The following is a 15,184-nucleotide window of genomic DNA, read 5'->3' on the forward strand; positions in this document are numbered from 1 at the left end:
CCATGACCGATATCACACACCGCTGCGGCTTTGTGGCCATCGTAGGGCGCCCGAACGTGGGCAAATCCACCCTGATGAACCACCTGATTGGCCAGAAGATCAGCATCACCTCCAAAAAAGCGCAAACCACCCGCCACCGCGTAAACGGTATCTACACCGAGCCGGCGGCGCAGTTTGTGTTTGTCGACACCCCCGGTTTCCAGACCTTTCACAAAGGCGCGCTCAACGAAACGCTGAACAAGAGCGTGAAAGACACGCTCGGTAGCGTGGACTGCGTGCTGTTTGTACTGGAAGCCATGCGCTTTACCGGTGCCGACCGCGAAGTGATGGCGCTGCTGCCCAAAAATACCCCGGTGATGCTGGTCATCAACAAGCTGGATAAAGCCAAAGACCGCCTGCTGCTGTCGGCGTTCATCGAAGAAGTGCGCGCCGAGTTTGAATTTGCCGACGTGGAAGTGGTTAGCGCCAAGCACGGCCAACGCCTGGCCGAGCTGCTGGACAAAGTGCGCCCGCACCTGCCTGACTCGGTACCGCTGTACCCGGAAGAAATGGTCACCGACAAGAGCCAGCGCTTCCTGGCCGGCGAAATCGTGCGCGAAAAGCTGTTCCGCTACCTGGGCGAAGAGCTGCCGTACGAAATGAACGTCGAAGTGGAATCGTTCGAAGTGGACGGCAGCATGTTCCGCATCCACGTGGCCGTGCTGGTAGACAAAGAAGGGCAGAAGCCCATCGTGATTGGCCGTGGCGGCGAGAAACTGAAAAAGATCTCTACCGAAGCGCGCCTGGACATGGAGCAGCTGTTCGACTGCAAGGTGTACCTGGAAGTCTGGGTGAAAGTGAAATCCGGCTGGGCCGACGACGTGCGCTTCCTGCGCGATTTCGGCCTGAACTAACCCCTCGCCAAAGGTTGGCCGCATGCTAGCACGCACCCCCGCACCGCCGTACTGGGCGGTAGTCTTCAGCAACCAGCGCAGCGCCGCCGACGCGGCCGGCTACGGTGTCACCGCCGAGCAGATGGTGGCGCTGGCGGCCGACCAGCCCGGCTTTCTGGGGGCAGAGAGCGCACGCGGTGCCGATGGCTTCGGCATTACCGTATCGTACTGGCAGAGCGAGGCCGATATTGCCGCCTGGCGTGCCCACGCCGAACACCGTGTGGCCATCGCCGCCGGTTTCGACCGCTGGTACACCTGCTTTGCCACCCGCGTAGCCTACGTTGGCCGCGACCACCTGTGGGACAAGCCACAAGCCGATGCGCCAGGTCAAGGTTGATCGCCAGCCGGCCTACGTGCTGCACACCCAGCCCTATCGCGAAACCAGCCTGCTGGTAGAGGTGCTCAGCCGCGACCATGGCCGCTTCACCCTGGTGGCGCGCGGGGCACGCCGCCCGCGCTCCGACCTGCGCGGCCAACTGCTGCCATTCCAGCCCTTGCAGCTGGCCTGGTTTGGCAAAGGCGAGCTGCGCACCCTGCACACGGTAGACTGGCGCGGCGGCGTGCCGCAGTTTGCCGGCCAGCGCCTGGTATGCGGCTTTTACCTCAACGAGCTGCTGCTGCGCCTGTCGCCGCGCGACGACCCGTCCCCCGAGCTGTTCCAGCTATACGACCGCACCGTGCGCAGCATGGCGCGCGCCGATAACCTGGCCGATATCTTGCGCCGTTTCGAGCTGAACCTGCTGGCCGTGCTGGGCTACGCGCCACCGTGCAGCGAAGACGCTGCCGGCCAGCCGGTGCAGGCGGGCAGCTACTACCTGTGCCGCTTTGGCGAGCTGCCGCAACGCGTGGCCGCGCCAGATGCCAGCCCGCGCCAGCTGGTGGTGGGTGGCGACAGCCTGCTGGCGCTGGCCAGCGCCGATTTTACGCAGCCGCACAGCCGCCGCGACGTACGCGGCCTGCTGCGCCTGTATCTGGATGAACTGCTGGGGCCGGAACCGCTGGCCACCCGCGAACTGTTAACCACGCTTTACGCGCTGCAAGAAGACAGCGCCCCCAGCCGGAGACCATCATGATTCTGCTAGGCGTCAATATCGACCACGTTGCCACCCTGCGCCAGGCGCGTGGTACCCGTTTCCCCAGCCCGATCGAAGCCGCGCTGGTGGCCGAAACCAGCGGTGCCGACCTGATTACCCTGCACCTGCGCGAAGACCGCCGCCATATCCAGGATCACGACGTGGACGCCATGCGCGCCACCATCAAGACACGCATGAACCTGGAAATGGCGCTGACCGACGAAATGCTGGCCAACGCGCTGCGCGTGAAGCCGGAAGACGTGTGCCTGGTGCCGGAAAAGCGCGAGGAAGTCACCACTGAAGGCGGCTTGGACGTGATCCGCTACTTTGACGAAGTGCGCGAGTTCACCCGCCAGCTCACCGAGGCCGGCATCCGCGTGTCCATCTTCATCGACCCGGACGTGAAACAAATCCAGGCCGCCTGGGACGCTGGCGCCCGCGTGATCGAGCTGCATACGGGCGCCTACGCCCACGCCGATTTCCAGCACGACGCCCAGCAGGCCGAGCTGGCACGCATCCGCGAAGCCGCCGTATTTGGCGACCATCTGGGCATGGTGGTGAACGCCGGCCACGGCCTGAACTATCACAATGTGAAGCCGATCGCCGCCATTCAGGAAATTGCCGAGCTCAATATCGGCCACGCGCTGGTGAGCCACGCGCTGATGGTGGGCTTTGCGGCTGCGGTGCGTGAAATGAAGGCGCTGATGATCGAAGGCCGTCAGGGGCTGTAATGATCTACGGCATCGGCACCGATATGGCGCGCATCGACCGCTTTCAAGCGCTGCTGGACCGCTGGGGGCTGAAGGCGGGCCGCCGCCTGCTGGCCCCGGTGGAGCAGGATGAGCTGGCCGCCGCGGCCAACCCGGCGCGGCTGCTGGCCAAACGCTTTGCCGCCAAAGAGGCGCTGGCCAAGGCGCTGGGCACCGGCGTGCGCGCCCCGGTGCTGCTTACCGCCATCGCCATTACGCACGATACGCTGGGCAAGCCGATGTTTGCCTACGACGACGCCTTGCACGCCTTTCTGGCCGAGCGCGGCATTGCCCGCGTGCATTTGTCCATCACCGACGAGGCCGAGCACGCGCTGGCCTTTGTGGTGTGTGAAACCGGCCTTGCGGCCAACCTTTGAGCTTGAACATGAGCACACTTACTCTGCGGCGCGGCCCGGTAATGGCCGACGTTGCCGGTTTTAGCCTGAGCGACGCCGAAAAGCAGCGCCTGTGCCACCCGCTGGTGGGCGGCGTTATCCTGTTCCGCCGCAATTTCGACAGCGTGGCGCAGCTCAAAGCGCTGACTGCCGAGATCCGCGCGCTGCGCCAGCCCGAGCTACTGATTGCCGTGGACCACGAAGGCGGCCGCGTACAGCGTTTTCTGGCCGGCTTTACCCGCCTGCCGCCCATGCGTGTATTGGGCGAGCTGTGGGATGCGCAGGGCCAGACGGTGGCAGAAACCGCTGCCGAGGAAACCGGCTACGTGCTGGCCGCCGAGCTGCGCGCCTGCGGCGTCGACCTGAGCTTTACCCCTGTGCTGGACCTGGACTGGCAGCAGTGCGCCGTGATCGGCAACCGCAGCTTTCACGGCGACCCGGCAGTGGTGACCGCGCTGGCCAGCGCGCTGCAGCGCGGCCTGGCGCGTGGCGGCATGGGCAGCTGTGGCAAGCACTTTCCCGGCCACGGCTTTGTCGAGGGCGATACCCACGTGGCCATGCCGCAGGATAGCCGCAGCCTGGACGAGATTCGCGCCGCCGACCTGCAGCCATTTGCTGCCCTGGCAGCCAGCGGCATGAAGGCGGTGATGCCGGCGCATGTGATCTACCCGCAGGTAGACAATACCTCGGCCGGTTTTTCACGCATCTGGCTACAAGACATTTTGCGCGGCGAGCTGGGCTTTGACGGCACCATTTTCAGTGATGATCTGACCATGGAAGGCGCCGCCGGCGCGGGTGATATCGTGGCGCGTAGCGAGCGTGCGTTTGCTGCTGGCTGCGACATGGCCCTGGTGTGCAACCGGCCAGACCTGGTGGACGATCTGCTGGCCAGGTTGGCAGCACCGGCGCAGCCGCAGCTGGCGCAGCGCCTGCAAGGCATGGCCGGGCAGGGCGAGCAGGCAGCATGGGAACATGTTGTGGCCAGTGCCGGCTTTGCCGCTGCTGCAGCCCGGGTGGCCGCACTGGCCGTGCCGCCGCAGCAGCTGGCAGCCGGCCCGCAGGTGGGCGAGGCTCATTAAGCGCCTGCGTTACACAGCTCAGCATGCAACAAGGCCTGTCTGCCAACGCAGACAGGCCTTGTTGCATGAAAAAAGCCCGCCGTAGCGGGCCCGGGTGACGTGGCGCTTAGAACAGCTCGATATCACCGGTGTCGCTGCCGCTGCTGCTACCACCGGCCAGCTGCATTTCGCTGGGGCGTGCGCGGGTGCGGCGCTGGTCGTTCCATTGTTTTTCATGCATGTGCAGCCGTGCCAGCGAGCTGCGCAGCTTGGCCGCCAGGTTGCGCAGGTCGTCCGGCGATACCGCGTGAATGCGGCTGCAGTCCAGCGCATCCTGGTTCAGCTGGATCAGGATGTCGCCAGACGATTTGGAATCGTGCACCGCTTGTGCCTGCATGCTGACCGCGTTGCCGATTTCGCTGGCAGAGGCATTGATCTCGCTGATGGAGCGGGTGATGTTGTTCAGCTTTTCGCGCGAGGTATCGGCGTGGGTGGCGGCAAAACCGGCACGCTCCAGCGAGGTGGTCATGGCGCCCACAACCTTTTCGGTGCCGCGCTGCACATCGCCCATGATGTGCTGTACCTGCTGGGTGGCCTCCTGCGTGCGGTGCGCCAGTTTGCGTACCTCGTCGGCCACCACGGCAAAACCACGGCCGGATTCGCCGGCGCGCGCGGCTTCAATCGCAGCATTCAGCGCCAGCAGGTTGGTCTGGTCGGCAATGTCCTTGATGGAGGAGAGAATGCCGCCGATATTGCCGGACGCCTGTGCCAGGGCGCGTACATCGCGGGTGGCCTCCTCCAGCATGCTGGCGACGTCGGTCACGCCATTGATCACGATCAGCGTGGCCTCGCGGCTTTCGCCCATATCCTGTTCGGCATGCTGCGCCGCAGCGGTAATTTGCTCCAGGTCCACGCGCAGGCGTTCTGCTTGCTCTATCATGCGGGAAATGGCGCCAATCAACACTTGGCCATGGCTGGATTGCAGCAGGTTTTTTTGCAAGATGGCGCTGTAGGTGTCGGTAAGCTCTTGCGACATGGGTATCAGCCGCGCGCTGGAGCTCAGCACCTGGGTAAAGATATCGTCCAGCTCTTCTAGTAGCTGGTTGAAGTGGCGGCTGCAGCCTTCCCAGTCCGGGCTGGTGGCCAGGTCCAGTGTCTTGCTAAAGTCGATAGGTTCTTGTTTAAGTGACTGCAGGTGCCGGCGGAACGTGCGGGCAGGCTGGATAAAGTGCTTCTGGATGCGCCATGCCAGCGTGGCCATCACGGCCAGCCCGGTAAGCAGGCCACCCAGCAGGCCGGCCATGCCGGTTTCCGGTAACAGCAGACAGAGTGCAGGAATCAGGAGCAGCGGGATAAGTGCGGGAGCAATCAGACGAATCAGCGTAGCTTTCATGTTCTTCTCGGTATGGCTGATGCCATAGTTGTACTGCCAGTGTAAGGCAACACTGTTTGACGAATGTGACACGTGACTATGCGCAAAGTATACCCCTGTACATGTAGGGTTTTGAAAGCAATTCAGCAGGAATTTTAATAATGCAGAAGTTTTTTCACTGGATGATGCGCGGGGTGGGCGACCGCTTTGCCAGCCGTGAAGTGCAAGAGGCAGTAGACCTGCTCATCGCCGAAGTAGAGCCCAAGGTAAAACTGCTGCCCGGCGGTCAGCGCCAGTTGCGCCGCGGTGTGCGGCACCTGCTGGCGCAGCTGCAAGAGGTTGGCCGCTTACTGCCCGTGCCGCTGGACCTGAGCCCCGCAGGCTATAGCAGCGACCGGCGTGTGGGTTTGCTGTTTGCCTCGCCGCAAAGCCTGTGCGACAGCCTGCGTGCTAGCGATGCCATCCGTGCACACCTGGCCAGCCCGCAGTCGCCCGAGCAGCTGCAGGTGATGCTGGTGATGCAGCTGAACGAAGAAACGCGGCTGGGCAGCCAGCTGTTGCCGGATGGCAGCGTGCGTAGCGACGTACCGCAGCGTGTGCTGAGCTTTGAGCGGCACCGTTTTATTGCCGCCAGCGCCCAGCACGACGAGCTGCTGCGCGTATCACGCCAGCAAGCGTATAGCCTGCTGTGCCGCAACCTGGGGTATGGCATAAACCAGGCTGAAAGCGAGCGCCGCCTGCTGGAAGTAGAGCGCCGTGCCTTGCAATTGCAGCTGCAGCATAAAACCAATGTGCTGAACGCCGAGGCGCTAAACCTGCACGGCAGCATGACCCCGGCGCAAATGGCAGAACGCCTGGCGCAGGTGGAGCAGGCGCTGGCGGCATCGCAGCTGGTGGCGTCGTTGCAGGGCAAGCTCAAGCTGATACGGCAGGTGATCGAGTCGCCGGATGATTTTGTACACGCCAGCCTGCAAACCGCCTGGGTAGACCGCATGGGCGTGGTGCTGTCGCCCGCCGAGGGTGGGCAGCAGCTGGACTATGCCAATATCGACATGGGCTATCTGCAGAAGCGCCGCCGCGTGGTATTTGCGGCCAACCTTAGCCGTAGCGACCTGCGCGAATGGCAGCAGCGCTGGCCCGCGCTGGAAAACTGACAGCGCACGCGGTGCTAGCTACCGCACACAATCAGCGGCACCTGCATCTCTGCCGCCGACAGCCCGCCATGGTTGCCCAGCAACGGCGGGCGTTTTTCATCGTTGTTTACCATGTGCAGCAGCCCCCAGTTGTCCTTCATCAGCAAGACAAAATCACCGGCGCGCTCGGCTAGCAGCGGGTGGTGCGGCGCTGGGCCAAACCAGCCGTGTGCGATGACATCGGCGGCGGGCAGGCACCACGCAATATGGCCCAGCGTGTGTTCGAACGCGGTGCGAAAGGCCTGCGCCATGCCGGGTTTGACATGGCAGATCGCCGCCCGCGGCTCGCCGCTGAGTGGCTGGCGCAGCAGCGCTGCCAGCGCGGGGTAGTCGTTCAGAAACAGCAGGCGCTCTGGCGGAATATCCATCTGGCCATGGTCGGCGGTAATGACCAGTTTGCAGCTGGCCGGCAGCGTGGCGGCCAGCTCGGCGCAGTGCTGCTGCAGGCGTGCCAGCAGCGCCTGGGCTTTGGGGTGGGTGGTGCCTTTGCCGTGCATCAGCGAATCCAGGTCCGGGATGTAGGCGTAGACAAATTTGCGCTGCGGCGTGGCCGCCAGGGTGGCCAGGCTGGCAAACAGCTCGGCGTAACTGCGCCACGGCAGGTGCTGCGCCTGCCCGCCGTGGTGGCGGCTGTAGTGCGAGTCGGCAATGTACTGCGGCTGCAGTACATACTGCTGCCGGCCACGGCACTGCAGCGCGGATGGCTGGCTGTACAGCCGCGCGGCCAGGGTGTCGCTATCGGGCACCTCGCCGCGGGCCCAGTGGCTGCGCAGCGGCAGCGGGGTGGCAATGCAGCCGGCCTCCGGTGCCCAGACGTGCCACGCCAGCAGGCTGTGCTGGCTGGGCGGCAGGCCGGTCATCAGCGTGGTAATGGCCGCCGTGGTGGTGCTGGGGAAGACCGACGACAGCGTGGCGCACTGCTGCTGTTGCAGCCAGCCGCCGGGTGCCAGGGCGTTCAGCTGGGCGCAGCCCATGCCGTCTATCAGCAGCAGGATGACCGTATTGCAGTCATCCAGATCGTTCAGGGCAGGGTGCTGCAGCGGCGGGCAGCCGGCATGGCCATGCAGGCGCGCAGCCAGGTTGGCCAGGCTGTGCTGGTAATCGGGTAGCTGGCACTGCGCCAGCAGGCTGTCGGGCAAGGGGCTCACTGTTGTGCTTTCGTGCATGTGTTTATAGTGTGGGTTTTACCTTGTCTGGCAGGTTTTGTAAGCATCATGAGTGATTTGCGTGTGAGCTGTACCGAGTGCGGCGCCTGTTGTTCGGCGTTTCGTGTGTCTTTCCACCGCAGCGAGTTGGCCGCAGATGGCCGCCCCGGCGTACCCGCCGACATGGCCGTACACGAGGTAGGCAATACCTGGCGCATGGTAGGCACCGACGACAGCGCCGCCGACGGCCAGCCACCGCGCTGCGTGGCGCTATGCGGCACCGTAGGTAAAGCGGTGAGCTGCAGCATCTACGACCAGCGCCCGTCACCCTGTCGCGAATTCGGCGCGCTGGCTAGCGTCGGCATCTACGAAGCAGCCTGCAATCGCGCCCGCGCCCGCCACGGCCTGCCACGGCTGCAGGTGGACGATAGCTGGTAAGCCATAGTGGCAGTGCGCCCCCGTGCAGCCCGAAAGCATGGGGGCATCATGGGCGCAAGGCGTGCCACGCTATTGAAGCGGCAGCTTGCACACCGGTATGTTGTTTCAGGATGGTGGCGATTCAGACTGCAGGCTTTTACGCCATAACCCATCGCTTGGCCGAGTGATAAGGATGATGGCTTGCGTTTCGCTTCACCCATTTGCGCTGCGCTTGCCCGGAAACAGTTGGCCGCAGGGCTGTGCCATAAGCAATAGGCACGCACATGATATACGTGTTGCCGGCAGCCAAAACAAACCCCAGCCAGCCGGCTGGGGTTTTTCGTGGCAATAACGGGCAGGCCTAGCTGTACGCCAGGCTCAGGTGGTTGTCCCACTTCACCGGGAAGCGCTGGCTGCGGCGCGGGTCGATTTGCAGGGTCTGGCTGTCTATCCACACGATGTCGCCCAGCTCGTTGCTGGTAATGAAGTGGCGTTGGTCGCGGCTAAGGGCGATGCCGGCCGGCTTGCTGAGCGCTACGTGGCCCAGGTAGCTGCCGCTGCCGTCCCAGAACACCACGGCGTCGCCTTTGGTGGCGGTGCAGGCGATGCGGTTGGCGCCGGCGGCTACGCTGGCGGCGTAGCCGTTGCTGGCTAGCGCCAGCGCGTCGGGTGTGTCCAGCAGGCGCAGGCCTTGTTCGGCATTCCAGATGGCGGCCAGCGGGGCGGCGCCGTCGCCTTCGTACTGCAGCGCTACCGCAAAGTCGCGTGCGTTGATGCGGGCGAGGTGGCGTAGCGACAGGCGCTTGTCGTCCAGCACGTAGCTGGCGATGCTGCGGCCTTGTGCCGGGTCCACGATGTCGATCTGCGGCTTCATATTGTTGCGGTTGAGCTTGATGCGGCCGCTTTCCGGCAGGGTGAGGATGCCGCCGTTGGCGACCAGAATGCTGCCGTCGTCCAGCGCCTTGAGCTCGTGCGGGCCGATGCCGCCGCTGGGCATTTCGCGCAGTGGCTGTAGCGTTTGCGCATCGCGTACGGTCAGCAGGCCGTTGCCGCTGTCAATGTCGTTGTCGGTGGTGTACAGCTTGCCGTGCGCCAGGATGCCGTGGCCAAAGCCGTGGCGGTTGTCCGGGTAGTCGTACCATGCCAGCTGTTGGCCGCTGCGCCAGTTGAAGCGGGCGATCTGGTAGCCGGGGCGGCGGGCGAATACCAGGCATTCGCCGGGTCGGGCCGGGTCCAGCGCCAGGTGGTGGCCGCGCTCGGGCAGGGTGAGCTGGCCGCTGGCACCGGCCAGGCCTGCGCGGTGCTGGTTGCGGCCAACGTCGCAGGCCGAGATGATGGCCGGCTGGTCGGGTTCGCCGGCCCAGCTGCGCAGCGGCAGCGCCGCCAGGGTGAGGGCGCCGGCTTGCAGCAGCTGGCGGCGGGTTAGCTTAGTCGCCATCGGATTCATTAAAGCTGAGGGTGATGTCCAGGGTGTGCGCTACCGGGCCTTCTATCTGGGCCAGCAATTTTTCCAGTGCTTGTGCAGCAGGCTTTTCGCGGCCGCTATTGCCGTTTTTGGCCAGGTTTTCCGGCAGCTTGTCCAGCGCGGCCGCTACGGCTACGGTGGCGTCTTGCAGGGCTTTGGCTTGGGCAGGCTGGCCTTTGGCTTGCAGCAGGCTGTTGATGCCGGGCTGATCCGGGCTGCCGGTGAGCACGGCTTGCAGTAGGCTGAACTGGGCTTTCAGCAGGGCGCGGCCTTCGCCGCTGCGCTGTGCGTTGACCAGCTCGGGCTTTTGCTGCGGCAGGCGCGAGATTTCTTTGTGCATCTCGTTGACGCCCGCCAGGGTCAGGTTGATGACTTCTTCCAGCGGCTGGCTGGCGTTGGCGTATTGGGCGCCGGCTTGGCCGCTACGGCTCAGGTTGGCCGCAAAGTCTTGCCAGGCTTGTGCCAGGGGTGGGGTGTGGCTGGCGATTTCCTGGCCGTTTTGTTGTAGCCAGGCGCAGCGTGCGGCATCGCCCAGGTTTTTCTGCTGTGCAAACAGCTGGTATTCGATGGCGGCAAAGCCTTTGGCGGCGGCGCCGGCTTCTTCGTAGCTGTCTTTGCTACGGCCCAGGTTTTCGCTGACGGCTTGTTCGATCAGCGCGGGGCGTGCGGGTTTGAAGGCAATCACGCGCTGGCTGCGCAGCTCGGCGGTGGGGCCCCAGTTGAGCGGGGCGACGGCCATCCAGCTGCGGTAGCTTTGTCGCCATTGCTCGCGGGCGCTGGCCAGGTTGGCCGCACTATTGTCCTGGCACAGCTGTGTCAGGCTGCGGTTTAGCGCCTGGCTTTGCTGGCTGAGGGCGGTGTAACGGGGTAGTAGGGTGTGGCGGGCCAGGCTGTCGATAAAGGTTTGCTCGGCACTGGCGGCGTGGGCGAGCGGCGCGGCCAGTAGCAGGGTGGCCAGCAGGGTGCGGGACATGCGGTTTCCTTTGTGTGTGCCGGGCCCGCGCGCGGGGCCCGGCTGGTGCGGTGCTTGGCTGCCTTACAACGAGTTCAGGAAGCGCAGCACGGCGTCACGGTCGGCTTTGCTGAAGCTGGCAAAGCGCTGTTTGGCGGCTTCGGCTTCACCGCCGTGCCACATGATGGCTTCGGTCAGGTTGCGTGCGCGGCCATCGTGCAGGTACTGGGTGTGGCCGTTGACATCCACGAACTGGCCAATGCCCCATAGTGGCGGCGTTTTCCATTCGCGGCCGTCGGCCAGACCATCCGGGCGATTATCCGCCAGGCCCGGGCCCATATCGTGTAGCAGCAGGTCGGTGTAGGGGCTGATTTTCTGGCCGGATACTTCTGGCAGGCCAGCCAGCTTGCCGGTGGTGTAGCTTGGCGTGTGGCAGGTGGTGCACTGTGCCTGGTTGAACAGCAGCTTGCCGCGGCGTACTGCCAGGGTATCGGCATCGCGCTGCGCTGGTACGGCCAGCGTGCGGCTGTAAAAGATGACGGCGTCCATCTTGCTGGCGTTGATTTCTGGCTTGCCACCGTGTGGGGCTTTCAGGCAGTCGCGCTGCGATGGCATGCATTCTTCTTTGGGGAATTTGGGCGAGGTAATGCCGATATCGCCATTGAACGCACCGGCAGACTGGTGGGCGATGGTCGCTACGTTGGCTTTCCAGCCAAAGCGGCCCAGCAGGGTTTTGTTTGCGTAGGCGTCGTGCACGTAGTTTGGCTTGCCGCTGATGCCCTGGCCTGCTGCGGCCTGGGCTTTGGCGTTGGCCAGGATGTCTTTTTCGCTAATGGCTTCCAGTAGGCCCAGGCCGATCATTTGGGGGGCGATGCGCGGCGAGATCTGTACTTGCGGGTGCAGCGGGCCATAGCCCAGTTCGGTGAGCTGGTAGGTGGGCTGGCGCAGGCTGTAGCTTTCGCCATCGGCAAAGCGCCCGGCTTGTTCGGTGTAACTGACGGCCACTTTACCTTCCGGGTTTACCCCGGGGATGGCGTCGTTATTGAACTGGCCGCCGTAGTTGGGCTCTGGCAGGGTGCTGCCGTTTTTGCCGGGGATGGACAGGCGGAACAGCAAGGCCAGCGGTTGTTCGGCTTGCAGGCCGTTTTCAAAATTGGGGGTGGCGCCGCGGCCGTCCAGTGCATGACAGGCACCGCAGGAGCGGGCGATGAAGTGTGGCCCCAGGCCGTCGCGCGCCGTGGTGGACGATGGCGCTTCTACCCAGGCTTTCTTGAAGAAAGAGTTACCGATGAAAAACTGCGTCTGGCGGTCGCTGGCCATGTTGGCCGCAGGCAGCGAGAAAGCATTGCGGCCAACTTCGTAGACGGTAGTGTTGCCACCCAGTTTTTCGTCACCGTCCTGATAGGGGGCAACTTCTTGTGCGGCAGTAAAACCCAGCGTGCCGAGGATTGCAGCCGTGCCACCCAGCGTGGCTGCAAGGGAGAGATATTTCTTTTGCATGGTGTTTTCCGGTCAATGCAAATACCCGCCTGCGGCTGCAGGCGGGGTGGTGGGTGGTGGTGAGTACGGCTTAGCCGTTAACGTTCAGTTTCTTGATACCCAGTGCCTTGGCGGCTTCTACCAGGCTGCCGGCCTGCTTTTTCAGCGCGGCAACCGTGGCTTGTACGCGGCTGCGGCCTTCTTTTTTCACGATCTCCTGGTCGAATGGCGCCTGAATGCCTTCTGCGGCTTTCATGGTGGCGTCCATGTCGGCGGTCACGCGCTCGGCGGCCTTGCTGTTGCTGGCGGCAACCAGGTCGCGCAGGCTGGCACCTTTTACCACGCTGCCATCTACGCGTTTGTATTCACCCAGCCACACGTTCTGGATGCCCTTGGCGTTGGTGATTACGTCGCGGTGGGTGTTGTCGGAGAAGCAGCTGTGCTCGTCTTCCTGGTTGCGGCTATCCAGTGCCACTTCCATGCGCTCGCCAGCCAGCTCGGCACGCGACAGTACGCCAATGCCCACCATGATCTGGCGGATAGCGTCCGGGTTTTTGGCAAACTTGGCGCGGTAGTTGTTGCTGCCTGGCTTCCACTGGCTGGCAACGCTGGCCAGGTCGTCTACCAGCAGTTCGGCGGCCACTTTCAGGTATTCGCGGCGGCGGTCGGCATTGGGGGCTTTGCCGTCGACAAAGTCGGTAAAGCTGCGTTTGCCCGGGCCGGCTACGTCGAAATCCTGGCCCCACAGCAAGAATTCGATAGCGTGGTAGCCGGTGGAGACGTTTTCTTCACCGCCGCGCTCGTTCAGCGACGACAGCTTTTCTTTGGTAATGGCGACTTTGCGGTTATTGACGATGCCGGCGTTTGGTTTGCCTTTTACGCCATCAATATAGGCCTCATCCAGTGGCCAGGCGTTGATCTGGCCTTCCGGGCCTTTGGCGTCGTCGATCGGGCCGCCGTAAAAGCGGAAGGCTTCGGTCTGGCCGTACGGCTCGCGTGCTGCCAGCCAGGCTTTGCGTGCTTTGGCCAGGGTGTCTTCGGAGGGGGCAGCGACAAAGGCATCTACCGCGGTTTTCAATTCACGCGCGCCCTGCAGCGAATCTTCGTAGCTGGCAAAAACGATCTGGCTATAGGTTTCTACTACACTGGCGCGGTTTACGTCGGCAGCAAAGGCGGCCGGGGCGAGCAGGGCAGAACCAAGGGCGAGTGCAAGCAGGGTTTGGCGCATGAAAGTAAGTCTCTTTATTGGTTGTAAAAAGTAGTACTGATGATAAGTATTATCATTTGGATAGTCAATCGGCACTTGCCAGCGGTTTATTTTGCGCCCAGCGCGCTTTTTGCCGGTGCGGTGCTGGGTGATGCGCCGCCTTCGTGGTATCCTTGCGCCCCTTTTTTGCACAGTGACCCGTCACCGTTACATGCGAGACCCCTGCGATCACTACACTATCGACCTGATTGGCGGCACCCGCGCCAAGCCCGGGCGCAAGCCGCTGGGCGAGCGCGCCATGACGCCGGCCGAGCGCAAGCGCCGTAGCCGCGAGCTGCGCCGCAACCGTTTGCAGGAGCTATCGGTAACGGTAGAGCTGTCGCGGGACGCGCAAAAAGCGCTGGATAAAATGATCGAGTGGTGGGGGGTGAGCAAAAAAGAAGCCATCAACCGCGCCATGCTGATTGCTTGCCAGTCGCAAACCGGGCGCACGGGTACGCTGTTCGAGTTTGACGCCGAGTTCCTGCTACCGCAGCCGGTAAAAAAGCGTAGCCGCAAAAAAGCCGAATAAGCCGTGTGTTATCAAAAAAGCCAGTCGACCATGACTGGCTTTTTTTATTGCCATTTTTACTGCTGCTCAGTGCGTCTTAATCGCTTTTCTTTGCCGGGCTATCTGTGGTGATGGCGGGCAGGCTCTGCATGGCGGCGTGGCGGGCATCGTCTTCGCTGTGCAGGTAGCGCCGCGTGGTTTGTATGCTGCCATGGCGCAGGTTCTGGCTCACCATCAGCAGGCTGATGCCGGCATCCAGCTGGTGCGTGGCGGCGGTGTGGCGCAGCCAGTGCGTGCTGGCTTGCTGCAAGGTTGGCCGCATGGCGTCGGGTGCCTGCTCGGCGGCGCGTTGCAGGATTTCCTTGATCAATAGATACAGCGCCTTGTCGCTAATGCCTTGCTGCGCGCCGCGGCCATCGCCCAGCCGGCACAGCAGCGGTGTGTCTTCCCCGCTGGCGGGTAGCGGGCTCAGGCCCAGGTGTAGGCGGTAGCGCTGCAGTGCGGCCAGCAGGGGCGGGCTGACGGGAATGTCGCCGGTGCCGGTTTTGCCGTGCACGCGCCACCACCAGTTGCCGCGTTTCTGATGCATATCCCCCATGCGTGCTGTGCTGGCCTCGCTGCGGCGTGCGCCGCTGTAGTACAGCAGGCTGAACGCCCAGATGGCGCGCTCGCGGTGAGCGACCTGGCGCGGCGAGTCTGCTGGGAGTGCTTGCAGGGTGTGGCAGATGTGCGCCCAGCAGTCGGCGTCAAAAAAGCGGCCATTTTCCACGGTGCGGCGCTGCCGGGGGGCTTTGTGTAGCCGGAACGGGTTGCCATTCAGGTGGCCAGCATGGTTCAGATAGCTGTACAGCCCGCCCAGGATGGTAAAGGCGTGGTCGATACTGCTGGCGGAGAGCGGGCCGGTGAGGGGGCGCCACTGCGGGTGGCTACGCGGTACGGAGGGGCCTATCCATTGCTCCGCAGGGTGGGGGTGGGCCAGAAAACGCCGGTAATCGTGTACGTCCTCCCGTTTTACCTCGGCCAGGCCTTGCTGCCGGCTATTCAGCCAGAGCAAAAAGCGCTCGGCTTCTTTGCGGTAGCTGCGCAGGGTGGCGGGGCGCTGGGCGTATTCCGCCAGCCAGACCAGTACTGCTTCGGTGTCGCTGTGTGCGCTGATCAGGCTGTTTTGCGAGGTGGGGGTGGGTGCGGGCAGCAATT

Annotated in this window: 16 protein-coding genes; 9 read left to right on the forward strand and 7 right to left on the reverse strand. The window is 63.7% G+C overall.

What is annotated here, in order from left to right; translation table 11 throughout:
• Window positions 1-2 precede the first annotated feature (2 nt).
• The 6 genes from era to nagZ are packed head-to-tail and all read left to right on the forward strand — an operon-like array spanning window position 3 to window position 4,228.
• Entirely contained in the window at window positions 3-893 is an 891-nt protein-coding gene (era, locus tag FLQ44_RS02450; protein WP_147692894.1) for a GTPase Era, read from the forward strand.
• Between the two features lie 22 nt (window positions 894-915).
• The gene (locus FLQ44_RS02455; protein ID WP_147692895.1) at window positions 916-1,269 is read left to right on the forward strand and encodes an antibiotic biosynthesis monooxygenase family protein; all 354 of its coding nucleotides are present in this window, start codon (window positions 916-918) and stop codon (window positions 1,267-1,269) included.
• Window positions 1,250-2,005 carry a DNA repair protein RecO gene (gene recO, locus FLQ44_RS02460; RefSeq protein WP_147692896.1) on the forward strand — a complete coding sequence of 252 codons (756 nt, stop codon included), beginning with the start codon at window positions 1,250-1,252 and terminating at the stop codon, window positions 2,003-2,005. The genes FLQ44_RS02455 and recO overlap by 20 nt, the downstream gene beginning before the upstream one ends.
• Window positions 2,005-2,736 carry a pyridoxine 5'-phosphate synthase gene (pdxJ, locus tag FLQ44_RS02465; protein WP_206208634.1) on the forward strand — a complete coding sequence of 244 codons (732 nt, stop codon included), beginning with the start codon at window positions 2,005-2,007 and terminating at the stop codon, window positions 2,734-2,736. The genes recO and pdxJ overlap by 1 nt, the downstream gene beginning before the upstream one ends.
• Complete coding sequence (gene acpS / locus FLQ44_RS02470) at window positions 2,736-3,131, forward strand: holo-ACP synthase (RefSeq protein ID WP_147692898.1); 396 nt, start codon at window positions 2,736-2,738, stop codon at window positions 3,129-3,131. The genes pdxJ and acpS overlap by 1 nt, the downstream gene beginning before the upstream one ends.
• Before the next feature lie 8 nt (window positions 3,132-3,139).
• Window positions 3,140-4,228 (forward strand): beta-N-acetylhexosaminidase, encoded by a 1,089-nt coding sequence (nagZ, locus tag FLQ44_RS02475; RefSeq protein WP_147692899.1) that lies wholly within the window; start codon window positions 3,140-3,142, stop codon window positions 4,226-4,228.
• Window positions 4,229-4,334: 106 nt separating this feature from the next.
• Here nagZ and FLQ44_RS24010 read toward each other — a convergent pair whose 3' ends face one another.
• Window positions 4,335-5,600, reverse strand: a complete 1,266-nt coding sequence (locus tag FLQ44_RS24010) for a methyl-accepting chemotaxis protein (RefSeq protein ID WP_206208628.1) — start codon at window positions 5,598-5,600, stop codon at window positions 4,335-4,337.
• A 140-nt stretch (window positions 5,601-5,740) separates the two neighbouring features.
• On the opposite strand from FLQ44_RS24010, the gene FLQ44_RS02485 reads away from it, so the two are divergent.
• Window positions 5,741-6,733, forward strand: a complete 993-nt coding sequence (locus FLQ44_RS02485) for a hypothetical protein (protein ID WP_147692900.1) — start codon at window positions 5,741-5,743, stop codon at window positions 6,731-6,733.
• Window positions 6,734-6,747: 14 nt separating this feature from the next.
• Here the strand turns inward: FLQ44_RS02485 and FLQ44_RS02490 are convergent, their stop codons facing one another.
• On the reverse strand, window positions 6,748-7,920 hold the full coding sequence (locus tag FLQ44_RS02490) for an alkaline phosphatase family protein (protein WP_170252727.1): 1,173 nt from the start codon (window positions 7,918-7,920) through the stop codon (window positions 6,748-6,750).
• 66 nt (window positions 7,921-7,986) lie between these two features.
• On the opposite strand from FLQ44_RS02490, the gene FLQ44_RS02495 reads away from it, so the two are divergent.
• Complete coding sequence (locus FLQ44_RS02495) at window positions 7,987-8,355, forward strand: YkgJ family cysteine cluster protein (RefSeq protein WP_147692902.1); 369 nt, start codon at window positions 7,987-7,989, stop codon at window positions 8,353-8,355.
• 340 nt (window positions 8,356-8,695) lie between these two features.
• Here the strand turns inward: FLQ44_RS02495 and FLQ44_RS02500 are convergent, their stop codons facing one another.
• The 4 genes from FLQ44_RS02500 to FLQ44_RS02515 all read right to left on the reverse strand — a co-directional run bounded on the left by FLQ44_RS02500 (window position 8,696) and on the right by FLQ44_RS02515 (window position 13,458).
• Window positions 8,696-9,772 carry a DUF1513 domain-containing protein gene (locus tag FLQ44_RS02500; RefSeq protein WP_170252729.1) on the reverse strand — a complete coding sequence of 359 codons (1,077 nt, stop codon included), beginning with the start codon at window positions 9,770-9,772 and terminating at the stop codon, window positions 8,696-8,698.
• Window positions 9,762-10,772: an imelysin family protein gene (locus tag FLQ44_RS02505; protein ID WP_147692904.1), complete on the reverse strand. Its 1,011-nt coding sequence runs from the start codon at window positions 10,770-10,772 to the stop codon at window positions 9,762-9,764. Before FLQ44_RS02505 ends, FLQ44_RS02500 begins: the two co-directional genes overlap by 11 nt.
• A gap of 63 nt (window positions 10,773-10,835) precedes the next feature.
• On the reverse strand, window positions 10,836-12,251 hold the full coding sequence (locus FLQ44_RS02510; RefSeq protein WP_147692905.1) for a di-heme oxidoreductase family protein: 1,416 nt from the start codon (window positions 12,249-12,251) through the stop codon (window positions 10,836-10,838).
• Between the two features lie 70 nt (window positions 12,252-12,321).
• On the reverse strand, window positions 12,322-13,458 hold the full coding sequence (locus FLQ44_RS02515) for an imelysin family protein (RefSeq protein WP_147692906.1): 1,137 nt from the start codon (window positions 13,456-13,458) through the stop codon (window positions 12,322-12,324).
• Between the two features lie 190 nt (window positions 13,459-13,648).
• On the opposite strand from FLQ44_RS02515, the gene FLQ44_RS02520 reads away from it, so the two are divergent.
• On the forward strand, window positions 13,649-14,008 hold the full coding sequence (locus tag FLQ44_RS02520) for a hypothetical protein (protein ID WP_017509117.1): 360 nt from the start codon (window positions 13,649-13,651) through the stop codon (window positions 14,006-14,008).
• Between the two features lie 76 nt (window positions 14,009-14,084).
• Here the strand turns inward: FLQ44_RS02520 and FLQ44_RS02525 are convergent, their stop codons facing one another.
• Entirely contained in the window at window positions 14,085-15,182 is a 1,098-nt protein-coding gene (locus FLQ44_RS02525) for a tyrosine-type recombinase/integrase (protein ID WP_147692907.1), read from the reverse strand.
• Window positions 15,183-15,184 lie beyond the last annotated feature (2 nt).

This window comes from Vogesella mureinivorans, from assembly GCF_007644035.1.
In the GTDB taxonomy this organism is placed as follows: domain Bacteria; phylum Pseudomonadota; class Gammaproteobacteria; order Burkholderiales; family Chromobacteriaceae; genus Vogesella; species Vogesella mureinivorans.